The sequence below is a fragment of the Pseudomonas sp. Z18(2022) genome (genome assembly GCF_036346535.1).
GTDB classification, from domain to species: Bacteria; Pseudomonadota; Gammaproteobacteria; order Pseudomonadales; family Pseudomonadaceae; genus Aquipseudomonas; species Aquipseudomonas yamanorum_A.
In genome coordinates this window covers 95245-117283 of the sequence record NZ_JAOTOA010000014.1, presented here as the reverse complement: position 1 = coordinate 117283, position 22039 = coordinate 95245, and the positions used below count along the sequence as shown (strand labels likewise).

Genomic DNA, 22039 nt, shown 5'->3' with positions numbered 1-22039 from the left:
TCCTGGGTTACAGCGCTAGCGGTACGGGGCCTTGGCGGATGCGGTAGCCACCGTTTTCAAGTTTCTCCAAGGGGCTGGCAGCGGCCAGCAGCTTGCGGGTGTAAGGGTGTTGCGGGCGGTCGAAGATCTCGTCGCGGGCGCCCATTTCCACCACCCTGCCCTCGCTCATCACCGCCACCCGGTGGGCGATGCGTTCCACCGCCGCCAGGTCGTGGGAGATGAACAGGCAGGCAAAGCCGTACTGCGCCTGCAGGCGTTCGAACAGCTCGAGGATCTGCTTCTGGATGGTCATGTCCAGCGCCGAGATCGGCTCATCGGCGATCACCAGGCGCGGGTGACGCACCAGTGCCCGGCCGATGGCCACGCGTTGGCGCTGGCCACCGGACAACTGGTGCGGGAAGCGGTCGACAAACTGCTCCGCCAGGCCAATGTCCACCAGGGTTTTCGCCACCCGCTCCCGCCGTTGCGCCGGCGTCATGCCGGGCACATGGCGCAGGGGTTCGGCGAGGATGTCGCCGATCTTCATGCGCGGGTCGAGGGACGAATACGGGTCCTGGAAAATCATCTGGCATTGCAGGCGATGCTCGCGGTTGCCGGCCTTGAGAATGTCCACGCCCTCAAACTCGATGGCGCCGGAACACGGGCTGTTCAGGCCGACAATCGCGCGGCCCAGGGTGGTCTTGCCCGAGCCGCTGCCACCCACCAGCGCCAGGGTTTCCCCGGGGGCGATGGACAGGTTGGCCGAGTGCACCACCCGCTTGAACTGGCTGCGGCCCCACAGGCTGCGCGGCCCCGGGTGTTCGATGCACACGTCCTTGACCGTGAGCAACGGCCGGTCGGCCTTGGGCAATGGCGCCAGGGTGCCGCGCCGCGGCAGGGCTTCCAGCAGTTGCCGGGTGTACTCGGCCTTGGGCGCCAGCAGGATCTGCTCGATGGTGCCCTGCTCCACCGCGCGGCCTTCGCGCATCACCACCACTTTGTCGGCGTAGCGCGCCACCAGCGACAGGTCGTGGCTGATAAACAGGATCGCGGTGCCCTGCTCGCGGGTCAGGTCGAGCATCAGCTTCAACACGTCCAGTTGCGCCAGGCAATCGAGGGCCGTGGTGGGTTCGTCGGCAATCAGCAAGGCCGGGCGCAGCAGCATCACCGAGGCCAGCATGATGCGCTGGCGCATGCCGCCGGAGAACTCGTGGGGAAACGCCGCCAGGCAACGCTCGGCGTCCTTGATGCCGATATGCCCGAGCATCTCCAGGCTGCGCTCGCGGATCTGCGCCTCGGTCAGTTTGGTGTGCAGGCGCAGGCCTTCGGCCATTTGCTCGCCGATGCTCATGGACGGGTTGAGGGACACCATGGGTTCCTGGAACACCATGCCGATCTTCGCCCCGCGCAACTGGCGCAGTTGCTCCGGCGCCAGGCTGCCCAGGTCATGGCCCTGGAAGCGCACCTGGCCGCTGCATTGTTCCAGGGGCGGTGGCAGCAGGCCGATGGCGGCGCGGGCGGCCATGGTCTTGCCGCTGCCGGACTCGCCCACCAGCGCCACGATTTCGCCGGGCGCGATGGTGAAGCTCAGGTCGTTGACCGCCAGCGGGCCGTGGGCCCCCACGCGGATTTTCAGCTGGTCGACTGCCAGAAGGATGTCAGTCATGGTCATTTACTCATCCGCGGGTCGAGACGATCGCGCAAGGCATCGCCACACAGGTTGAACGCCAGCAACGCCATGGCGATGCAGACACCGGGAAACAGCCCCAGCCAACTGGCCGTGGCGATATACGGCCGGCTGGCGGCGAGCATGTTGCCCCAGGTGGCAGCCGGCGGCGGTACGCCCAGGCCGAGGAAGCTCAGGGAGCTTTCCGCGAGGATCGCCCAGCCGAACATGCTGGTGGCGAGCACGCACACCGGTGCCACGCAGTTCGGCGCGATGTGCCGCAGCATGGTGTACAGCTCGGAGTTGCCGATCACCCGCGAGGCCTCGACAAACTCTTTCTCGCGCAGCGACAGCACCGTGCCGCGCACCACTCGCACCACCGACGGCGTGTAGGCCAGGCTCAGCGCAAACACGATCCCGTAGAGGCTCGGGCCGATGATCGCCATCAAGCCCAGGGCCAGCAGGATGCCGGGAAACGCCAGCAATGCGTCGTTGACCATCATCAAGCCACGGTCGACCCAGCCCCGCAGGAACCCGGCCAGCAGGCCCAGCACTGTGCCGGCGGTGATCGCCAGCGTCACCGTCAACACACTCACCCACAGGCTGGTGTGCGCGCCGATCATCAGGCGGCTCAGCACATCGCGGCCATATTCGTCAGTGCCCAGCCAGTGGGCGGCCGTGGGCGCCTGCAAGCGCGCCAACAGGTTCAGGGCCAACGGGTCGTGGGGCGTCCAGACCAGGCCGAGCAAGGCCATAATCAACAACAAGGCCAGCAGCAGCGCACCGATCAGCGCGTTCAACGGCGGCACACGCCAGGCCCTGGGGGCACGCGCCGGTGCCGGCAACAGCACCTCGGGTGCGGCAGGTAGAGGCTTATTCATAACTTAACCCTGGGGTCGAAGAGCGGGTACAGCAGGTCCACCAACAGGTTGACCAGCACATAAACAAAGGTCACCAGCAGCAGGCAGCCTTGCAGCACCGGGTAGTCCCGGGCGTAGATGGCGTCGACCATCAGCCGGCCGATGCCCGGCAGGGTGAACACGGTCTCCAGCACCGCGATGCCGCTGAGCAGGTTGCCGAGGATCAGGCCGATCAGGGTCAGGGTCGGTGCAAACGAGTTGCGCAGCGCATGCCGCCACAACACCGCCCGCTCCGACAGGCCCTTGGCCCGGGCGTGGGTGATGTATTCCAGGCGCAGCACTTCGATTGCACTGGCCCGGGCCATGCGGGTGATTGCGCCCAGTTCCACCAGGGTCAGGGTGACAATCGGCAGCACGATAAAACTCAACGCCTGCCACGGCGACTGGCCGAACGACACATACCCCACCACCGGCAACCAGCCGAGCTTGATGCCGAACGCATAGAGCAACAGCAAGCCGAGCCAGAAGCTGGGGATCGACAGCAACAGGGTGGCGGTCGACACCACGCCAAAGTCCAGGGAGCTGTTCTGTTTCCACGCCGAGAGCAAACCGGCCGGTACCGCAATCAACGCCGCGAGCAACACCGAGACCAGCACGATCCCGGCACTCACCTGGAAGCGGTCAAGGATCAGCGGCAACACCGCCTCATTGGTGGTGATGGAATGCCCGAGGTCGCCACTGAGCACCGCCTTGAGCCAGATCACAAACTGCAGCGGCAACGGCTGGTCCAGGCCCAGGGACGCACGCGCGACCTCCAGGCTATGGGCGTCGGCCATGTCACCCAGCATCAGCAGCGCCGGGTCACCGGGCACCAGCCGGATGATCGCGAACACCATCAGCGAGATCAGCAGCAAGGTCGGGATCGACATCGCCAGCCGTTGGAAGATGAAACGCAACATCCTCAGTTACTCCCGGTGGCAGGCACGCTGACGGTCCACAGGCGCGGCTTGGACACCGGCCAGGTGCGCAGGCCGTGCACATAGTCGCGGCTGGCGGCGATGGCGTTGCCGTTGTACATCGGGATCATCGGCACGTCCTTGAGCATCTGCTGATGCAGTTGATCAAACAGCGCCTGGCGCTTGGTGATGTCGCCTTCGCGCTGGGCTTCACGCAGCCATTCCTGGGCCTGGGGGTTGTCCCAGACCTTGCGGGCTTCCTTGTCCTTGTCGCCGGTCATGGAGTCGAAACTCAGGGCCGGGTCGAGGCGTTCGGAATACGGGAACGCCATCATCTGGTAGTTGCCGGTCTGGTAGCGCTCCAGCTGAGTGCCCCACTCCAGGGTTTCCAGTTCCAGGTTGATGCCGCTGGCCTTGGCCATGGCTTGCACGAACACGCCCATGTCGAAGATCGCGGCGTAGCGTTTGTTGACGATCAGCTTGATCGGCTGGCCTTTATAGCCGGCTTCACGCAGCAGTTGGGCAGTCTTGGCCGGGTCGAAGTCGAAGCCCTGGTTCTCGATGGCCTGGTGGTAGTGGCTGCCGCTGGCGACCATCGAGTTGTTGGCCTGGGAGCGGCCACCGGTCAAGGCGGCGACGATTTGCGCCGAATCCAGCGAATGGGCGATGGCCTGGCGCAGGCGCACATCCTTGAGCAACGGGTCGCGGGTCTGGAACAACAGCGCGTTGACCGACATGGTGCCGCTGGAGGTGACCTTGATGCCGGGGTTGGCCGCCAGTTCGGTGGCGTCCAGCGGTGTGACGTCAATCAGCAGGTCGACGTTCTTCGACAGCAAGGCCGCCTTGGCCGCCGCCGGGTCGGGGATCACCAGCAGGCGTACGCGGTCGAGGGTGGTGGTTTTATTGCCGGTGTAGCCGTCCGGTTCTTTCTCGTCACGCGGGGTGTAATGGGCGTTGCGCAGCAGGTCGATGTACTGGCCGGGCTTCCACTCGCCCAGGCGGAACGGGCCGGTGCCGATGGGGGTTTTCCATTGGCCGTCGACCACCGAGTCTGGGTGCAGGATGCCGCTGCCGCCGCATTCCGGCAGTGCGGTGCTGGTCAGGAACAGGCCGTTGGGTTTGTCCAGGGTGAACACCACGGTGAGTGGGTCCGGGGCGCTCATGTCGACGATCTTGGCGCCGCCATGGCCATCGAATTCAGGGGCGCAGCGCCACTGGGTTTTCGGGTCGAGGTAGTGTTTCCAGGTCCACAGCACTTCGGCGGAGGTCAACGGCGCACCGTTCTGGAACTTGACCCCGCTGCGCAGATGGAAGGTGTAGCGCAGGCCGTCGTCGGACACCTGCACGTCCTTGGCCAGCAGTGGGCCGACGGTGGCATCTTCACGGAAGGCCACCAGTCCTTCGGTAATGTGCAAGATGACGGCGTCGGAGTTGGTGTCACGGTTGACGCCTGGCTCGGTGCTGCGAATGTCGGCGTTCAACGCGACCTTCAACAGATTCTCGGCGTGGGCAGTGCCCACCAGCGCGGCGGACAAGGCGCCAGCCAGGATTAAAGTCTTGTTCATGATAAATGCACCTTGAATGATCCTTACGCTTGGGTTCGGACGCTGGCAGGACCCAAAAAGAGGCACGGCCGAACACCTGAATAGTTGTTGTTGTTTTAGTCGCTGATTACGGTTTGCGAATGTTCCTGGACCGATCTTATTCGCCACCGGATGAACTTGAGAAGAACGCTCCGAGTGATCGGGCTCGGTTTATCCGATCATCAACCGTCCGTGGGTTGCCCAGGCCTTACCGTACCGAGAAATCAGGGCCTGTAGCTGAAAAACAGACGGTTTTTCCGATCAGAAATAATGATCGTGATCACTCATACCGATCTGTGCGCACCTATAGTCATCAGATAAGCTGGCTGGCATTCAATGGTTTAAATGCAGCACTGACTGAGTCGACTGTCATGACCCTCACCCATCTTCGTGCGTTCTGCTCCGTGGTTGAAAAAGGCAGCTTCCGCTCTGCCGCACGCCAGCTGGATGTGGCGCAAAGCACCCTGACCCAATCGATCCAGACCCTGGAAAAAGAACTCGGGGTGGTGCTGCTGCAACGCTCCAACCAGGGCATCAACCTGACCCCGGCCGGTGAAGTGTTCCTGGCCCGCGCCCGCTCCATCACCCTCGATTGCGAACGCGCCCTGCTCGACCTGCAACCCTGGAAAGGCGAGCCCGAAGGCCATATCGCCCTGGGCGTCACCTCCGAACCCTTGGCCGAGCTGCTGCTGCCGGTACTGAGCAACTTCACCCAGCGCTTCCCGCGCATGCAGGTGCATGTGGCCAGCGATACGACCAAAGGCCTGGTGGAAAAAGTCCGCGATGGGCGCCTGGATTTCGTCTTGTGCCCGCTGGCGCCCAATGTGGCCGATATCGACCTGGCCATCGACCGCCTCTACAGCTCCAACGCCGGCATCATTGCGCGCAAGGGCCACCCGCAGGCCCACGCAAAATCCGTGCAAGCCCTCACCGACTGCCAGTGGATCAGCGTACGCCCGGCCGGCGTGGTAGGCGGCGCGGAGAACCGCTTGATCGAACTGTTCCGCACCCAGGGCCTGGCGCCGCCGAAGATCGCGATCACCACCGATTCGTTGCTGGAAACCCTGCACATCGTCTCGGAAACCGACTACCTGACCATCGAGCCGCGCATGCTGCCGGGGATGAAGCTGTTTTCCAGCGCCCTGACCACCATCGCCATCGACGAGCCGCTGGCCCCCCGCGATGTGTGCCTGATCAGCCGCCGCTCATCACCGCTCACCAGCGTCAGCCAGGAACTGACCAGCATGCTGATTTCCTATTCGCGGCTGGTGCACCGCAGCCGTTGATTTCCCTCCCACCACGAGCCTGTTTATGCCCATGTCCTACGATGGTTTGTCCCGCGCCAGCGCCAGCAGTGTCGGCGTTGATCCCGAGCACCTGATTGCCTTTCTCGACGAAGTGAAAGCGGCCGGCCTCGACCTGCAAGGCCTGATGCTGCACCGCCACGGCCAGGTGGTCGCCGAAGGCTGGAGCTGGCCGGTGGACCCCAACGAGCCACGGGTATTGCACTCGGTGGCCAAGAGTTTTACCGCCTGCGCCATTGGCCTGGCGCTGGATGAAGGGTTGTTGAAGCTGGAAGACCGGCTGGTGGGGTTCTTCCCCGAGTTCGTGCCGGCCGATGCCGACCCGCGCCTGGCGGACATGACCGTGGAGCACCTGCTGACCATGCGCACCGGCCACGCCGCCAATACCTCGGGCTCGGTGTGGCGCGGGATCGAGACCAGCTGGATTGCCGAGTTTTTCAAGATCCCGCTGGCCTATGCGCCGGGCACCACCTACGTCTATACCAGTGCGGCGAGCTACATGCTCTCGGCGCTGATCAACAAGGTCACCGGGCAGACCTTGCACGCTTATCTCAAACCACGGCTATTTGTGCCGCTGGACATCCATAACGAACGCTGGGACATCGGCCCCGACGGTGTGAACCCCGGCGGTAACGGGCTCAAGGCACCTACGTCGGCCATGCTCAAGCTGGCCGTGCTGCATGCACAAGGCGGCGTGTGGAACGGCCAGCAGATTCTCCCCGCCGCCTGGGTTGCTGCGGCCACCCGGCCACAAGGTGGGCCGGACAGTCGTTACGGTTATCACTGGATGATGAAGCCGGCACACGCCTTCAGTGCCGTGGGTGTGTTTGTGCAAATGGCGATGGTGTTTCGTGAGTACGGCGCAACACTGGTGGTGATCGGCGGGATGAAGAATTCGGCAGAGCTGATCCCGTTTGTCGAGCGGCATTTTCCGGCGGCGTTTGGCAGTGATTGCAGCGTCAACCCTGAAGCGGATGCGCGGTTGGAGGAGCGTTTGGCGAGCATGGCGCTGCGGCCTGATTTGCTTTCAGCCTGCGCCGGACCGGCGGATTTCACTGGTGGCTATCAGGTGGAACCGAATGGCCTGGATGTGCGGCAACTGGCGTTCGCCGTTGAGGGCGATGTGCTGCGCTTCCAACTGACCGACAGCAAGGCCAGCCATGTCCTTGAAGTGGGGATTGATCGCTGGATCACCGGCACCACCAGCATGCCGGGGCGAGCGTTGCACCATGGTTATGAATTCAAGGACGCGCAGATCGTTGCCGGCGCGCGCTGGCTGGATACCGGGACGCTGGAGATGACCTGGATCTACCCGCAGACGGCGTTTCGCGACCGGGTGGTGTGTGAGTTTGACCGTGACCGCGTGCGTGTGGCCCGTACGGTCAACGTCAACAGTGCCGGGAAGGAGCAGGAAGTATTAGTGGGCAGGAAGCTCTAGCGTGGGAGCCGGGCTTGCCCGCGATGCAGGCGACGCGGTACCCCAGTCACACCGCAGCGCTCCCATCGCAGCCTCGCTAAAGCTCGACAGCTCCCACATTGGAATGTATCCACAAATCAAAATGTAGGAGCTGGCTTGCCTGCGATACAGGCGACTCGGTACCCCGGTCACACCGCAGCGCTCCCCTCGCAGCCTCGCTAAAGCTCGACAGCTCCCACATTGGAATGTATTCACAAATCAAAATGTGGGAGCTGCCTGCGATACAGGCGACTCGGTGCCCCGGTCACACCGCGGTGATCCCATCGCAGCCTCGCTAAAGCTCGACAGCTCCCACATTGGCATGTATTCACAAATCAAAATGTGGGAGCTGCCTGCGATACAGGCGACTCGGTGCCCCGGTCACACCGCGGTGATCCCATCGCAGCCTCGCTAAAGCTCGACAGCTCCCACATTGGAATGTATTCACAAATCAAAATGTGGGAGCTGGCTTGCCTGCGATACAGGCAACTCGGTACCCCAGCCACACCGCGGTGATCCCATCGCAGCCTCGCTAAAGCTCGACAGCTCCCACATTGGCATGTATTCACAAATCAAAATGTGGGAGCTAGCTTGCCTGCGATACAGGCGACTCGGTACCCCAGTCACACCGCGGTGATCCCATCGCAGCCTCGCTAAAGCTCGACAGCTCCCACATTGGCATGTATTCACAAATCAAAATGTGGGAGCTGGCTTGCCTGCGATGCAGGCAACTCGCTACCCCAGTCACACCGCAGCGCTCCCAACGTAGCCTCGCTAAAGCTCGACAGCTCCCACATTGGAATGTATTCACCAATCAAAATGTAGGAGCTGGCTTGCCTGCGATACAGGCGACTCGGTACCCCGGTCACACCGCAGCGCTCCCCTCGCAGCCTCGCTAAAGCTCGACAGCTCCTACAACCATCGCGGCCAGTTCTTCGCGGCTGCGGCTGATCATCACGCCGACTTGTGCAAGGTGGTCAACCGCTGCCACGCCGCCCTCCTCGCTGATCCCCCGGCACGCCGGCAAGTGCAGGATCACCTCGAAACCGGCCTTGAACAGTTGCAAGACGGTGGTCTTGACGCAGTAGTCCAGCGCCAGGCCACCGACGATCACGCGCCGAATGCCCTGGGCATTGAGGTATTCAATGACCCCGGTGGAGAGTTTGTCGTGGAGGTCGTGAAAGCAGGCGCCGTAGGGATGCAGGTCGGGCTCGACGCCTTTCCAGATGAAGTAGTCGTAGTCATAGGGCGTGGGTAATTCGTCCAGCAGCGTGAAACCCTCGGTGCCGGGCACGCAGTGGGCCACCCAGGTGACATCGGCGTGCACCAGGCCGGTGGGTTGCAGCATCTCGCTGTGGTGCGAGACCACCCAGGGCGCGTGCGGGGTGTGGGCGTCCTTGCTGCCCACACGGCGCCCGGCGAGGCTGGCCATATAGTTGAGTTCACTACCGATCTGGTCGCCGCCGGCCACCGGCAGTTCAGCGGGGCACAGCGGCGTGAAACTCTTCTGGGCATCGACATCAAATGAGGCAACAGCGGTTTTCGGGACGGTCATTTTGGCGTTCTCCTCTGGCATGCGCACAAAAGCACAGGGCCGGCTGTAGGAGCAAGCTTGCTCGCGAAAAACCTGAGAGCACCGAGGAGTATCAGGCCTCCTGCGCTATCATTGACGACCACCGCAACGGACCAGTGCCATCAGTTCATCCAGTTACCGCCGTCGACGTTATAGGTCTGTGCCACCACGTAATCGGCATCCTTTGACGCAAGAAAAACCGCCATCCCAGTCAAATCCTCAGCCGTGCCCATCCGCCCGTAAGGCACCTCTGCCCCCACGCGCTTTTTCTTCTCACCCAGCGGTAGCCCTTCATGCCGGGCGAACATCGCATCCACCCCGTCCCAATGTTCACCGTCCACCACGCCCGGCGCGATGGCATTCACGTTGATGCCCTGCTTGATCAAATTCAGCCCCGCCGACTGCGTGAGGCTGATCACCGCCGCCTTGGTCGCGCAGTACACCGCCACCAGCGGCTCACCACGGCGCCCGGCCTGGCTGGCCATGTTGATGATCTTGCCGCCATGGCCCTGCTTGATCATCTGCTTGGCAGCCGCCTGCAAGGTGAACAGCGTTCCGGCGACGTTGATCGAGAACAACCGGTCGAAGCTGTCGCGGGTGATGTCGGTGATGGGTGCCAGGTCGAACAACGCGGCGTTGTTGATCAGGATATCGAGCTTGCCGGCCTGGGCCACCACGGCGGCAATCGCGGCGTCGATGGAGGCCTGGTCGGTGACGTCCATCGCCACCGCGTAAGCCATCGGGCCCAGCTCGGCGGCGGTGGCCCGGGCCCGTTCCAGGTCGATGTCGGCGATGGCAACGGTGGCGCCTTCGTTGATGTAGGCCTGGGCAAATGCCCGGCCAATACCCCGGGCGCTGCCGGTGACCAGCGCGCTTTTACCTTCCAGTCGTTTCATGAATGCAGTGTCCATAAGGTGATTATTTCGGGTAGCCGGCGCGTTTCATTTCACGCTCGGTGGTGGACTGCGCCTCGGCCAGCGCCTTGTCGACGGTCATGCCGCCGGTGAGCGCCGCCGAAAACAGCTTGCCCACCGAGGTGCCGATGGCCTGGAACTCGGGGATCGTCACGTATTGGATGCCCACGTACGGCACGGGCTTGGCCGACGGGTGCGCAGGGTCGGCGTGTTGCATCATCTGCAAGGTCACCTTGGCGAACGGCGCCGCAGCCAGGTACGCCGCGTTGTAGGTGGACTGACGCGTGCCCGGCGGCACGTTGGTGATGCCGTCCTTGTCCGCCACCAACTGGATGTATTCCTTGGAGGTGGCCCAGGTGATGAAGGCTTTGGCGGCGTCCTTGTGTTTGGAGGTGGCCGGGATCGCGAGGGACCAGGCGTACAGCCACGACGAGCCCTTGTCGGTGACCTCGGTGGGTGCGGCGGCAAAGCCCACGCTGTCGGCCACCTTGCTTTGGGTTTTGTCGGTGGTGAACGAGCCGGCGACGCTGGCGTCGACCCAGATCGCGCATTTGCCGCTGTTAAACAGCGCCAGGGTTTCGTTGAAACCGTTGCTGGAGACGCCGGGCGGGCCGTAGTTCTTCAGGGTGTTGACGTAGAAGTTGGCTGCCGCCGTCCACTCGGGGCTCGTCAGCTCGGGCTTCCATTGCTCGTCAAACCAGCGGGCGCCAAAGGCGTTGGCCATGGTGCTCAGCAGCGCGATGTTTTCACCCCAGCCAGCCTTGCCCCGCAGGCACATGCCGTATTGGTCCTTGGCGGGTTGGTTGAGCTTGGCGGCGAACTCGCCCAACTGGGTCCAGGTCGGATGCTCGGGCATCGTCAGGCCGGCCTGTTTGAACAGGTCGGTGCGGTAATAGGTGACGGTGCTTTCGCCATAGAACGGCAAGGCGTAGAGGGTGTTGTTCACCGACAGCCCCTGGCGCACGGCCGGGAAGATGTCGTCCACGTCGTAACCGGCAGGCAGTGGCGTGATCGGTTCCAGCCAGTGCTTGGCGCCCCACAGCGGGGTTTCGTAGGTGCCGATGGTCAGCACATCGAACTGGCCGCCCTGGGTGGCGATGTCGGTGGTGAGGCGTTGACGCAGGACGTTTTCTTCGAGCACCACCCAATTGAGTTTCACGTCGGGGTGTTGTTGCTCGAACACCTTGGACAGGCGTTGCATGCGGATCATGTCGCTGTTGTTGACGGTGGCGATGGTCACGGTTTCGGCCGCGTGGGCGGCGATTGCCAGCGTGAGGCCGGAGAGCAGGAACAGCGCTTTCGGAATCTTGAACATGGCGGTTTCCACTTATTGTTTTTGTTGTTGACGGCCCGATTACAGCAGCTTGCCCGGAACCGGACAAACGACTGGCGGATGCCCGGCTGATACTTTTTTAACCGCGCAGCCCAAATCAAAAAAGTATCAGTGGCGGGCAAAATCCGGGGTAGCGGCTGCCCGCGCAAAGGGCGTATTTTGGTCCCATTCCAAAAAGCCCAGAAGGGCCAAGCCCATGCCTGCAAGCCGCTCCGCCCTTTTCGAGCAACGCCCCGCCGAGCTGGAAGTGATTCTGGCCGAGCCCGAGCATGGCTTTCGCTGGTACGAACATGACTATCCATTCGAACTCGCGCGCTGGAACCATCACCCCGAATTCGAGATTCACCTGATCCGCCAGGGCAGCGGCAAGTTGGTGGCGGGCGACTATATCGGTGCGTTTGGGGCCGGCCATGTCGCACTGATCGGCCCCGACCTGCCCCACGACTGGATCGGCGACCTGGCGCCGGGCGAATACCTGACCGGGCGCGACGTGGTGTTGCAGTTCGACGGGGCTGCGCTGCTGGCCCTGCGCACCACCCTGCCCGAGCTGGGCGACCTGCAAAGCCTGTTTGACCGAGCCCGGCGCGGCCTGGAATTTACCGGCGAGACCGCCCTGAAGGCTGCGCAACTGCTGGAATCCATCGGGCCCGCCCAAGGCCTGGCGCGCCTGATTCTGTTCATCCAGTTGCTGCACACCTTGATGCAGGCGCCCGCCCGGGAAGCCCACTGCCTGGCCAGTGCCTGCTACACGCCGAGCCTGGATGCCCGCAACTCGGAGCGAATCCACAAGGCTTTCGATTACCTGATGACGGAGTTGACCGGCGACCTGCGGCTGTCGGTGATCGCCCAGCGCCTGGACATGAGCGAGCCGGGCTTTTCGCGGTTCTTCAAGCGCGTCACCGGCCACGGCTTTATCGACCTTATGCGCAAGTTCCGGGTGCAGCGTGCCTGCCGCCTGTTACTGCAAAGCGAAATGTCCGTGGCGGATATCTGCTTTGAAGTGGGCTACGCCAACCTCTCCAACTTCAACCGGCACTTTCGTATCGAGATGAACCAGACTCCCAGCGAATATCGCAGGGAAACCGCAACGTATCTGTTCAACCGCAACGGTGATCAGGCGCTGCCGTTTACCAAGGCGCATTTCTGACCAAAAGGCCGACTATTTCCCACTTTTCTTAATTCGTTCATGCAATTGACACAAATTGGTACAACCTGTGCAAACGTTTGCGGAACGAACTTGGCAGCCAAGTTCACCTCAACCCGAAGAATCGGGCCACAACCGCGTACGAACAGGGATTTTCAATGCACCCCACTTCCAGACGACCCACGTCGGCCACTCCTTTTGCTGTTTCCCTGCTACTGGCTGCCGTTACGGGAGTACTCAGCGCACCCATTTTGGCGCAGCAAAAACCTGCCGATGACTCAGCACAGGGCGAAACCCTGGCGCCGGAAGCTAGCCCCTCGAAAAAAGGCGTGTACCTGTCGGACTGGTTCAACCAGGACCTGACGGTAATCGGCAGCAAAGACATCAGCTTCGGCCCCAAACCCGCCGATGACGTTTACCTGGAGTACGAATACTTCGGCCGCAAGGGCCCGTTCGAACTGTATGGCTACGTCGACATCCCGAAGATCTTCGGCATCGGCAACAGCAATGACAAAGGCGCGTGGGACCACGGTTCTCCGGTGTTCATGGAGCACGAGCCGCGCATCTCCATCGACTACCTGGCCGGCCGCAGCCTGGCCATCGGGCCGTTCAAGGAATGGTACGTGGCGTTCGACTGGATCTACGACCACGGCAGCAACAAGGCCAACCGCGCCAACACCTTGTACAGCGGCCTGGGCACCGACATCGAGACCCACTCGCGGGTCAACCTGTCGGCGAACTTCTATGGCCGCTACCAGTGGGAAAACTACGGTGCCAGCAACGAATACTCGTGGGACGGCTACCGGGCACAGATGAAATACATCGTGCCCATCGGCAGCTTCGACAATGGTGCCTCGCTGACCTATATCGGCTTCACTAACTACGATTTCGGCTCGGACCTGCACAAAGACAACCCCGCGCGCACCGCCAACTCACTGGTTGCAACAAACGTGCTGTTGTATTCGTTCACTCACCTGCGCTTCACCCTGGTTGGCCGTTACTTCCATAACGGCGGCAACTGGGAAGACGGCAGCGAGCTGAACTTTGGCGACGGTAACTTCCGCGCCCGCTCCAACGGCTGGGGTTACTACGCCGGTGTGGGCTATCAATTCTGAGTGTGAACAAGGAGCAGTAGATGAAGATTTTTACCCGTCTTTCCATCGCCATCGGCCTGGCCGCCGGGGCGCTGTTGCCGCAAGTCGTGCTGGCCGATACGCCGGCCCCGATCAAGCCCAAGGTGATGCTGATCACCATGTTCGCCCCCGAGGCGCAAAACTGGATCGATCGCCTGGAGCTTAAACAGGAAGTACGCGTACCGGGCCTGTCGGCCGAGTATCCGGTGATCCGCTGCAATACCCAGGACGTGTGCCTGCTGGTCACCGGCATGGGCCAGACCAACGCTGCCGCCTCGACCCTGGCACTGGCGTTGTCGCCCAAGTTCGACCTGCGCCAGAGCTACTTCCTGATTGCCGGGATTGCCGGGATCAACCCGCACCACGGCACCATCGGCACCGCCGCGTGGGCCCATTACCTGGTGGAGTTCGGCACCCAGTGGGAGCTGGACTCACGGGATGCACCGAAGGATTGGCCGACCGGTTACATCGGCATCAATACCAAGGGGCCGAACGAGAAACCGCCGCTGGACTACAAGACCGAAGTCTTCGAGCTCAATCCCAAACTGCAGGCCAAGGCCTTTGCGCTGTCGCAGAAAGTCGAACTCAGCGAAAGCAAGGAGTCCGCGGCCTGGCGCAAACACTACCCGTACGCGCCGGCCAATCAGCCGCCGCAGGTCACCCGGTGCGACACCCTGGCGGGCAATACCTGGTTCTCCGGGACTCGCCTGAGTGAGCGCGCCGAGGTCTGGACCAAATTGCTGACGGACAATAAAGGCGTGTACTGCACCACCCAGCAGGAAGACAACTCCACCTATGAGGCGTTGTTGCGGGCCAGCCGTGAAGGGTTGGTGGATATCAATCGCCTGGCGGTGGTGCGGGCCGGTTCCGATTTTGATCGACCGTACCCGGGCTACAGCGAAGTGGACAACCTGTTGAAATACGCAGACCAGGGCGGTTTTGTGCCAGCACTGGAGAACCTGTACCGCACCGGTAACCCGCTGGTGCAGGCGATTCTGAAGAACTGGTCGGCGTGGGAGAAAGGCGTTCCGCAAGAGTAAAAAATACGCAGCACGTCTGTAGGAGCAAGCTTGCTCGCGATGGTGGTTAACGATAACGCGGGGCATCGGGTACCCCGCGTCGTTCTCAGGCTTTTCGCGAGCAAGCTCGCTCCTACAGGGGTTGATCAGGGCAGGAAGATAATCTTGTCTGCGCTGCCCTGGTTCACTTCCTCAAAGCACTGCACACCGTCGGCCAGCGATACTTCCCGCAAGCCGGTCGGCAACGGCAACAAATCCTCGTCAAAGAACCGCCCGAACTGCTCCAGCATCACGGCGCACTGCTCGCAGTTGTAGAGCAACGAATTGATCCCCACCACCGAACCGCCCTTGCGGTACAACGCCAGGGCCGGCAGTTGCACGTGCCCGTCCACCGGCGCGGCGATGATTGCGATACGACCGAAAGGCGCCAGCGCCGCCACGGCAGCCGGCAACCAGAAGCCGGTGGTGTCGAAAATCACATCGGCGCCCCCGCCGAACAAGGCATTGACCTGCCCGCCCAGCGCCTCCGGCTGCCCCAGTAAAATTCCCTCGAAACCCTGCTCACGCAAGGCCTCGACCTGCTCCGGCCGACGCACGGCCCCCAGCACCTGGGCCCCACGAATTTTCGCCAGGGCCAGGGCCGCACTGCCTACCGCCCCGTTGGCACCAATCACCAGCAAACGCGTGCCTTTGCCGACACCGCTGCGCTCAAGGGCGTCCCACGCCGTGGTGTAAGGCACGCCGAGGCTGGCGGCCTGGGCAAAGCTCAAATGGCTGGGCTTGTGGGCCACGCCCTTGGCCGACACGGTGAGGTACTGGGCGTGGGAACCGTCGGCAAAAAAGCCCAGGTCACGGCCGGTGCCCCAGACTTCCTGGCCGACAAGGTGCTGCGGGCCTTCAACCACGACCCCGGCAAAATCACGCCCGGGAATGCGTGGCAACGTGGTGTAAGGGAAACGCCCGAGTACGTTCTTGACGTCGCTGGGGTTCAGCCCGGCAGCCTTGATCTGCACCAGGACTTCACCCACTGCCGGCACCGGAGTGGGAACTTCGACGTAAGCAAGGGCAGCGAGATCGCCGGTGGCGGAAAATTGCAGTGCTTTCATGGCCAACATCCATCGAGGTTAAAAAGGGTTTCAGGACAACCAGCTGCTGATCAACTGCCGGCCCATGGGCCAGAGCTTCTCGCCCATCAACATGCCCATCAGCCCCACCAGGGCGATGGCGGGAGGCGCAGGCGAACGAAAGTCCAGGGCACCGTAAATCACGCCGACCAACAGGCCGATGGCCAAGGAAATCAGGTAATTCATGGAACGCTCCGCAGCAAGGGTTGATGCGGTCAGTGTAGGGGGCTCAAATCCGAAGCATCGGCCAAGTGCTTCAGGATTTCGGCCAAGCCTCAGACAGGATACTGCGACGGGGCCATCCCCAGTTCACGGCGAAACATGTCGCTGAAACTGCTGGGTGAATAACCCAGCGACCGGGCGATGGCACTGACCGACTGGCCCTGGATCAACTCGGCCACGGCGGTGGCCAGTTGCACCTGCCGACGCCACTCGGCAAAGCCCATGCCCAGGCTGTTCTGGAACAGCCGGGCCAGGGTGCGCACGCTGGCACCGGAGGCTTCGGCGTGCTGCTCGAAGGGAATGTCCAGGGACGGCGACGCCATCACCGCCTGGCACGCGCTCATCAGTCGCCGGTCGGCGCCCACGGGCAAGGCAATGCGGATCGGCGAACGCCGGGCCCGTTGCAGTTCCAGCAGGGCCAGGCCGACCACTGCCTCGTAGTAGGCCTGATCACCCTTGTCGCCCTGCTCTACCAACGCCACGATCAGTTCGCGCAGCAGCCCGCCGACCTCGATCACTTGCACCTGGCTGTCCAGGGTCGCGGCCAGTGCCGGGCGCAGGTAGATGTTGCGCATCTGCAGGTCGGACACCACGCGAATCCCGTGCTCCACACCCGGCGGCAGCCACACCGCGCGCTGGGGCGGCACCACCAGCGCTTCCTGGGGCGTCTCGACCCACATCACGCCACTCATCGCATACAGCAACTGGCCCCAATCGTGTTGATGCGGCTCAACGTACAAGCCACGCGGGTAGGTGCGCGCCAAGGGTTGCACGGGGACGGCGTGGTTACTGAGGTCGGGGGGCGCGGCAAGGGCCATGGAAGGCACATCGTTGAAGGATGGACAGCCATGGTAATGACCCGTGTCGGATAATCCGAGTGAATTTTTACCGTCTGGGGAGGGTCACTTAAAGACACAAGGAGGGTTAACGGATCCATGACTAACGCAAAACTTTTCGTGATCGACTACACGCTGCATGGCCAGCCCAAGTCATTCATCATCCGCCTGGAAAAACTCGACACCGCCGAAGCCTGGCATTGGGCAAGCTGCGACGCGGGCGTGGGTCGCATCGGGCGCTTTGCCCGGGAGCAGGTGAAGAAGACCAGCCAGCCCCAGGCCGAGAAATTCGGCATCGAAAACGTGCAATGGCGCCGCTCGGATGCGCGCTCCAGTGTCTGAAACCTGTAGGAGCGAGCTTGCTCGCGAAGGTCGTTAACGATGACGCGGGGCATCTGGTGCCCCGCGTCGCTCTCGGGTGTTTCGCGAGCAAGCTCGCTCCTACAGGAGGTGGCCTGCGTTAGCCATGGGCCGACTTGGCACATTCGCACCCGGTCGCCGAAGCACAAGGCTCACCATGGGCATGATGCTCGGCGCAGCCTTGGCAGCAATAGCCCTTGCCATCCTTCATCACCGCGTTTTTCCCCAACTGGCAGTTGCAGTGAGGGCAGGCGCATGTTTTCTCTTGCATGGTCAGACTCCTTTTTCATGGTCGTCCAGGTGCGGCGAACGCCGGCACCTCAAGGAGTGACTATAGGCAATGATGCAAGGTTCAAAGGCCCGTTAGTCCGCCCGACGAGCGTTGCTGCGGTACATGAACACCAGGGCCAGCGCCAGGCAGAGCATCGCCACGATCCGGCTGCCGGACAGCTCGATGGCAGGGTTGCCGAGCCAGCCGAAGTTGTCGATCAGCATGCCCATGCCCAACTGGCCGACAATTACGGCCACCGTGGCCACCGCAGTGCCGACAATCGGTACCGCACCGACCATCACCATCATGTACACCACCCCGAACAACGCCCCGGTCAGTTGCCATTTCGGCACGTCCAGCAGGCTGACGGCATGGGCCGGTTCAAAGAACAGAATCAGCAAACCCGTACTGATTGCCCCCACCACAAACGTCAGCAGGCTGCTGCGCAATACGCCCACCGCCTGCCCGAGGCGGCCGTTGATGGCTGCCTGCACACTCAACACCGCACCGGCGGCCACCACCACTACCAACAATAGAATCAGATTCATCGCCTTAACCCCGTGCAATCAGAACAAGTGCCACCACAATCAACCCCAGTGCGATCCAACGCTCCACGTTGACCCGCTTGCGTGCAGTGCCGAACCAGCCAAAGTGGTCGATCAGCACGCTCTTGCCCACCTGGCCCGACAAGATCGCGATCATGGTCATCGCGATGCCGATATGCGGTGTGGCCAGGGTCAGCACCACCACGTACATCGGCCCCAGGAAGCCACCAATCAATTGCCAGCGCGGCAGATCGGTCAACGCCGGGCCCTTTTGCGGACCGCTGAACAGCAGCAGCAAAAACAGGATCGCCGAGCCGACGCCGAAGATGCTCAAGGTCGCCCACAAATGCCCGACCTGCACACCCAGCGGGCCCAGCAACCCGGCCTCTACCGACAAACCCATGCCGGCGAAAATCACCAGTGGCAGCAACAGCAACCGAAGAAACGTCTTGGGCCTGGCCTGAGCCACCCCCGCCATTGAAGAAGCCTGCATACATCACCTGCGCGTTAGAGAGAGGAACAATGGCGCGCATTATCCGGTGGCACTGCTGTGCGATAAATGGGAGCATGCCGACAACACCTTTGCGTAAATCGCACAGAACGGAGTGATGATGCAGGGCTTGAACGAACTGAGTTTCAAGGCGCTTCGCCTGTTTGTCGCCGTGCTGGACTACGGCAGTTTCTCTGAAGTCGCACGCCGCGAGGGCCTGGCGCCCTCCTCCATTTCCCGGCAAATCCAGCTGATGGAACAGGCCCTGGGCCAGCAGCTGTTGTATCGGCATACCCGTGCCGTCAGCCCTACCGAAGCCGGGCGCCTGCTGGGCCGTCATGCACGGTTGATGCTGGAGCAACTGGAAGCCGCCGGCCAGGCGCTGCAGGAACAGGAAAGCGAACCCAGTGGGCTGGTGCGCATCAACGCGCCCATGGTGTTTGGCCAGCGCCATCTGTCGCCCTGGCTGGGGGAGTTGTGCCGGCGTTATCCGAAGCTGCAACTGGATATCCAGCAAACCGACACCTATGTCGACCCGTTGCAAGACGGCACCGACCTGCTGTTTCGCATTGGCGTGCTGAACGATTCCGGCATGCAGGCGCGAATCTTCGCTCCCCAGCGCTTCCGCCTCGCCGCCAGTCCCGGCTATCTGGAGCGTTTCGGTACACCGCAACATCCCGACGAACTGGTCAACCACCAATGCCTGGCCTACAAGGGCGTTACCGGCCAGCAGCGCTGGTTCTTCCGCCGTGACCAGGGTGACTGGACGCCCTACAGCGTCAAAGGCCCGATCACCGGCAACCATGCCGACACCCTGACCCACGCCGCCGAACAAGGCCTTGGCCTGGTGGTGTTTCCATCGTGGCTGATCGGCGAAGGCCTGCGCGCCGGTACGCTGCAGGCGGTGCTGACCGACTATGAAGTGGCGACGACCCTGGAGCCGCAACAGATTGCCGCGTTGTGGCCGGGTAGTCGGCGGTTGTCGTTGAAGGTGCGCACCGTGATCGACTACTTCGTCGAGTGTTTTGGGACGGTGCCGTACTGGGACCGTTGAACCCTCAGTGCCCCTATTCGCCCCACCCTGTCAGAGAAAATTCTCCTTCGGGTAAGTCCGGTCTGTTTTTGCGAAACACTGGTCCAAAGTCTCTTGCACTCGGGCAGACTTCGATGAATTCCTTCAGGAGAGACGTCATGGATGCCAGTCATTACCCGTTCGGAAACACCCACTCACACGCGCAAAAATCACCCTCGACCAGCAGTCGGCTGACCTTTGCCTGGCTTCGAAATTTTGGCTATATTTGGCCAAAATCCGGAGAAGACCACATGATTACCGTACCGTTGGGCGAAGCAAAAAATAACCTGTCGAAACTGGTCGATGATGCCGCCGCCGGCCAGATCATCACCATCGCCAAGCATGGGCGCGCCATGGCCCGCCTTGTCCCCGTCGGGAAACCGACAGGCCGACGCATCGGCGCAATGAAAGGGAAACTGGTGGTACCGGATGACTTTGATGCGCCATTGCCAGACGACATGCTGGATGCGTTCGAGGGAAACCACCCATGAGGGTGTTGCTGGACACCCACATCCTGCTGTGGGCCCTGAGCGATGATCCAAAACTGTCCACCAAGGCCCGAAAGCTGATCGAGAACGCGGCAGAAATCTACGTCAGCGCTGCCACATTCTGGGAGCTGGCAATAAAGGTCGGGCTCGGCAAGCTCAACGTCAACCTGGAGGAAATTCGCGAATACTGCCTCGAAAGCGGTTACGTGGAATTACCCATCACCTCAGAACACGCCATCGCGGTGAAGGACCTCGAGCACCATCACCGAGACCCGTTTGACCGACTGATCATCGCGACGGCCATCATCGAACCGATGAAGCTGGTGACGGCCGATCCGATGGTGGCGAAATACACGTCATTGGCGGTTCTGACCTGAATCACCGGGTTCAAAAAAACACCCACTGCCCGATCAGCCAGGCATTTGCCGCGCTGATCACTATAAACAAGCCCCAAGCCAGCAGGCGCGTCGGCAAACGGTTAACGAACGGCCCCATCAGGCGCTCGTCACCCGTCATGCGGATCAGCGGGTACAACGCAAACGGCAACTGCAGGCTCAACACCACCTGGCTGAGGATCAGCAACTTGCCGATGGCGTCGTCGCCCATCAGCCACACCCCGAGGAACGCCGGGATCAGCGCCAGGCCACGGGTGATCAGGCGCCGCTGCCAGCAGGGAATACGCAGGTTGAGGTAGCCCTCCATGATCACCTGCCCGGCGATGGTGCCGGTGAACGTCGAGCTCTGGCCGGACGCCAACAACGCAACACCGAACAGCACACTGGCGAAGGCGCCGCCCACCAGCGGGTCCAGCAAGTGGTAGGCGTCCTGGATTTCCACTACGTCCGTGTGACCGGTCTGGTGGAACGCCGCGGCGGCCAGTATCAGGATGGCCGCGTTCACCAGCAGCGCCAGGGCCAGGGAACCAATGGTGTCGATACGTGCCAGCTTGACCGCGTCCTGGCGGCTGGCCAGGTCCTTGCCGAACAGCCGGGTTTGCACAATGGAGGTGTGCAGGTACAGGTTATGGGGCATCACCGTGGCGCCCAGTATGCCGATGGCCAGGTACAACGGTGCGGCATCACTGATGGCCGACAGCGACGGCGTGAAACCACGGAACACGTCGGGCCAGTAAGGCTTGATCAGCACCAGCTCGATGAAGAAACACACGCCGATGGTCGCCACCAGCGCCAGCATGATCGCTTCCAGCCGGCGGAAACCGCGGTTTTGCAGGGCCAGGATCAACAGCGTATCGAAGGCGGTGATCACAATCCCGGTGGTCAGGGACACGCCCAGCAACAGGTGAAACGCCAGGGCGCAGCCGAGGACTTCGGCGAGGTCGGTGGCGATGATCGAGATTTCCGCGAGGACCCACTGCACGAACGACGAGCGCCGGCTGTAGCGCTCACGGCTCAATTGCGCCAGGTCCTTGCCGGTGGCGATGCCCAGCCGGGAGCACAGGCATTGCACCGCCATCCCGGCCAGGCTGGCCAACAGCACCACGAACAACAAGTTGTAGCCGTAGCGCGAACCGGCTTCGATGGCCGTGGCCCAGTTACCCGGGTCCATGTAGCCGATGGAAATCAGCAAGCCGGGGCCGGCAAATTTCAGTATGCGCTTGAAAAATGAAGCGCTGGGATCAACGACGATGGAGCCGGCGACTTCCGGCGGGCAGAACGGGGCGGTAGCGATTTTTGGCAGGCTGAATTTCACG

23 protein-coding genes are annotated in these 22039 nt (G+C 62.3%); 9 read left to right on the top strand and 14 right to left on the bottom strand.

The genetic code is table 11. The annotated features are described in order from the left end of the window. Nucleotides 1–7 precede the first annotated feature (7 nt). Genes V3W39_RS23930 through V3W39_RS23915 form a run of 4 tightly spaced genes read right to left on the bottom strand, consistent with a single transcriptional unit; the run spans nt 8 to nt 5026 of the window. Nucleotides 8–1651, bottom strand: a complete 1644-nt coding sequence (locus V3W39_RS23930) for an ABC transporter ATP-binding protein (protein WP_177115867.1) — start codon at nt 1649–1651, stop codon at nt 8–10. Continuing rightward, nucleotides 1648–2526: an ABC transporter permease gene (locus V3W39_RS23925; RefSeq protein ID WP_003208137.1), complete on the bottom strand. Its 879-nt coding sequence runs from the start codon at nt 2524–2526 to the stop codon at nt 1648–1650. Before V3W39_RS23925 ends, V3W39_RS23930 begins: the two co-directional genes overlap by 4 nt. After that, complete coding sequence (locus tag V3W39_RS23920) at nt 2523–3464, bottom strand: ABC transporter permease (RefSeq protein WP_003208135.1); 942 nt, start codon at nt 3462–3464, stop codon at nt 2523–2525. The genes V3W39_RS23925 and V3W39_RS23920 overlap by 4 nt, the downstream gene beginning before the upstream one ends. A gap of 2 nt (nt 3465–3466) precedes the next feature. After that, a complete protein-coding gene (locus V3W39_RS23915; RefSeq protein ID WP_177044622.1) occupies nt 3467–5026 on the bottom strand; it encodes an ABC transporter substrate-binding protein in 1560 nt (519 codons plus the stop codon). A gap of 389 nt (nt 5027–5415) precedes the next feature. Here V3W39_RS23915 and V3W39_RS23910 point away from each other — a divergent pair, with 389 nt between their 5' ends. Next, nucleotides 5416–6330 carry a LysR substrate-binding domain-containing protein gene (locus V3W39_RS23910; protein WP_177044620.1) on the top strand — a complete coding sequence of 305 codons (915 nt, stop codon included), beginning with the start codon at nt 5416–5418 and terminating at the stop codon, nt 6328–6330. 25 nt (nt 6331–6355) lie between these two features. Beyond that, on the top strand, nt 6356–7786 hold the full coding sequence (locus V3W39_RS23905) for a serine hydrolase domain-containing protein (RefSeq protein WP_330213442.1): 1431 nt from the start codon (nt 6356–6358) through the stop codon (nt 7784–7786). 913 nt (nt 7787–8699) lie between these two features. On the opposite strand, the gene V3W39_RS23900 is transcribed toward V3W39_RS23905, so the two are convergent. From V3W39_RS23900 to V3W39_RS23890, 3 genes are all read right to left on the bottom strand, one after another. Then, complete coding sequence (locus tag V3W39_RS23900) at nt 8700–9359, bottom strand: nicotinamidase (protein WP_177044616.1); 660 nt, start codon at nt 9357–9359, stop codon at nt 8700–8702. Nucleotides 9360–9499: 140 nt separating this feature from the next. Then, a complete protein-coding gene (locus tag V3W39_RS23895; protein ID WP_330213441.1) occupies nt 9500–10273 on the bottom strand; it encodes an L-iditol 2-dehydrogenase in 774 nt (257 codons plus the stop codon). Nucleotides 10274–10295: 22 nt separating this feature from the next. Continuing rightward, nucleotides 10296–11606: an ABC transporter substrate-binding protein gene (locus tag V3W39_RS23890; RefSeq protein ID WP_177044612.1), complete on the bottom strand. Its 1311-nt coding sequence runs from the start codon at nt 11604–11606 to the stop codon at nt 10296–10298. A 214-nt stretch (nt 11607–11820) separates the two neighbouring features. Here V3W39_RS23890 and V3W39_RS23885 point away from each other — a divergent pair, with 214 nt between their 5' ends. The 3 genes from V3W39_RS23885 to V3W39_RS23875 all read left to right on the top strand — a co-directional run bounded on the left by V3W39_RS23885 (nt 11821) and on the right by V3W39_RS23875 (nt 14941). Next, a complete protein-coding gene (locus V3W39_RS23885) occupies nt 11821–12771 on the top strand; it encodes a helix-turn-helix domain-containing protein (RefSeq protein WP_177078444.1) in 951 nt (316 codons plus the stop codon). A gap of 155 nt (nt 12772–12926) precedes the next feature. Next, the gene (locus V3W39_RS23880) at nt 12927–13883 is read left to right on the top strand and encodes a nucleoside-specific channel-forming protein Tsx (protein ID WP_177133295.1); all 957 of its coding nucleotides are present in this window, start codon (nt 12927–12929) and stop codon (nt 13881–13883) included. Nucleotides 13884–13903: 20 nt separating this feature from the next. Continuing rightward, nucleotides 13904–14941, top strand: a complete 1038-nt coding sequence (locus tag V3W39_RS23875; protein ID WP_330213440.1) for a purine-nucleoside phosphorylase — start codon at nt 13904–13906, stop codon at nt 14939–14941. Between the two features lie 125 nt (nt 14942–15066). Here V3W39_RS23875 and V3W39_RS23865 read toward each other — a convergent pair whose 3' ends face one another. From V3W39_RS23865 to V3W39_RS23855, 3 genes are all read right to left on the bottom strand, one after another. Continuing rightward, nucleotides 15067–16026: a quinone oxidoreductase family protein gene (locus V3W39_RS23865; RefSeq protein WP_177120804.1), complete on the bottom strand. Its 960-nt coding sequence runs from the start codon at nt 16024–16026 to the stop codon at nt 15067–15069. Nucleotides 16027–16056: 30 nt separating this feature from the next. Continuing rightward, a complete protein-coding gene (locus tag V3W39_RS23860; protein ID WP_177044590.1) occupies nt 16057–16230 on the bottom strand; it encodes a DUF1427 family protein in 174 nt (57 codons plus the stop codon). Nucleotides 16231–16319: 89 nt separating this feature from the next. After that, nucleotides 16320–17084 carry an AraC family transcriptional regulator gene (locus V3W39_RS23855; protein ID WP_177044588.1) on the bottom strand — a complete coding sequence of 255 codons (765 nt, stop codon included), beginning with the start codon at nt 17082–17084 and terminating at the stop codon, nt 16320–16322. Between the two features lie 117 nt (nt 17085–17201). Between V3W39_RS23855 and V3W39_RS23850 the strand changes: the two genes are divergently transcribed. Continuing rightward, nucleotides 17202–17444: a DUF6555 family protein gene (locus V3W39_RS23850; RefSeq protein WP_330213439.1), complete on the top strand. Its 243-nt coding sequence runs from the start codon at nt 17202–17204 to the stop codon at nt 17442–17444. Nucleotides 17445–17562: 118 nt separating this feature from the next. Here V3W39_RS23850 and V3W39_RS23845 read toward each other — a convergent pair whose 3' ends face one another. The 3 genes from V3W39_RS23845 to V3W39_RS23835 form a co-directional block, all read right to left on the bottom strand. Beyond that, nucleotides 17563–17733 carry a metallothionein gene (locus V3W39_RS23845; protein ID WP_008437063.1) on the bottom strand — a complete coding sequence of 57 codons (171 nt, stop codon included), beginning with the start codon at nt 17731–17733 and terminating at the stop codon, nt 17563–17565. Between the two features lie 92 nt (nt 17734–17825). After that, nucleotides 17826–18281 carry a DMT family transporter gene (locus V3W39_RS23840; RefSeq protein WP_088425290.1) on the bottom strand — a complete coding sequence of 152 codons (456 nt, stop codon included), beginning with the start codon at nt 18279–18281 and terminating at the stop codon, nt 17826–17828. A gap of 4 nt (nt 18282–18285) precedes the next feature. After that, on the bottom strand, nt 18286–18771 hold the full coding sequence (locus V3W39_RS23835) for a DMT family transporter (RefSeq protein WP_177078449.1): 486 nt from the start codon (nt 18769–18771) through the stop codon (nt 18286–18288). Nucleotides 18772–18889: 118 nt separating this feature from the next. Between V3W39_RS23835 and V3W39_RS23830 the strand changes: the two genes are divergently transcribed. From V3W39_RS23830 to V3W39_RS23820, 3 genes are all read left to right on the top strand, one after another. After that, complete coding sequence (locus V3W39_RS23830; RefSeq protein WP_177078570.1) at nt 18890–19822, top strand: LysR family transcriptional regulator; 933 nt, start codon at nt 18890–18892, stop codon at nt 19820–19822. Nucleotides 19823–19959: 137 nt separating this feature from the next. Continuing rightward, entirely contained in the window at nt 19960–20331 is a 372-nt protein-coding gene (locus V3W39_RS23825) for a type II toxin-antitoxin system Phd/YefM family antitoxin (RefSeq protein ID WP_256352142.1), read from the top strand. Further along, the gene (locus tag V3W39_RS23820) at nt 20328–20705 is read left to right on the top strand and encodes a type II toxin-antitoxin system VapC family toxin (protein ID WP_177044580.1); all 378 of its coding nucleotides are present in this window, start codon (nt 20328–20330) and stop codon (nt 20703–20705) included. Before V3W39_RS23825 ends, V3W39_RS23820 begins: the two co-directional genes overlap by 4 nt. Before the next feature lie 10 nt (nt 20706–20715). On the opposite strand, the gene V3W39_RS23815 is transcribed toward V3W39_RS23820, so the two are convergent. Beyond that, entirely contained in the window at nt 20716–22038 is a 1323-nt protein-coding gene (locus tag V3W39_RS23815) for an Nramp family divalent metal transporter (protein ID WP_330213438.1), read from the bottom strand. Nucleotide 22039 lies beyond the last annotated feature (1 nt).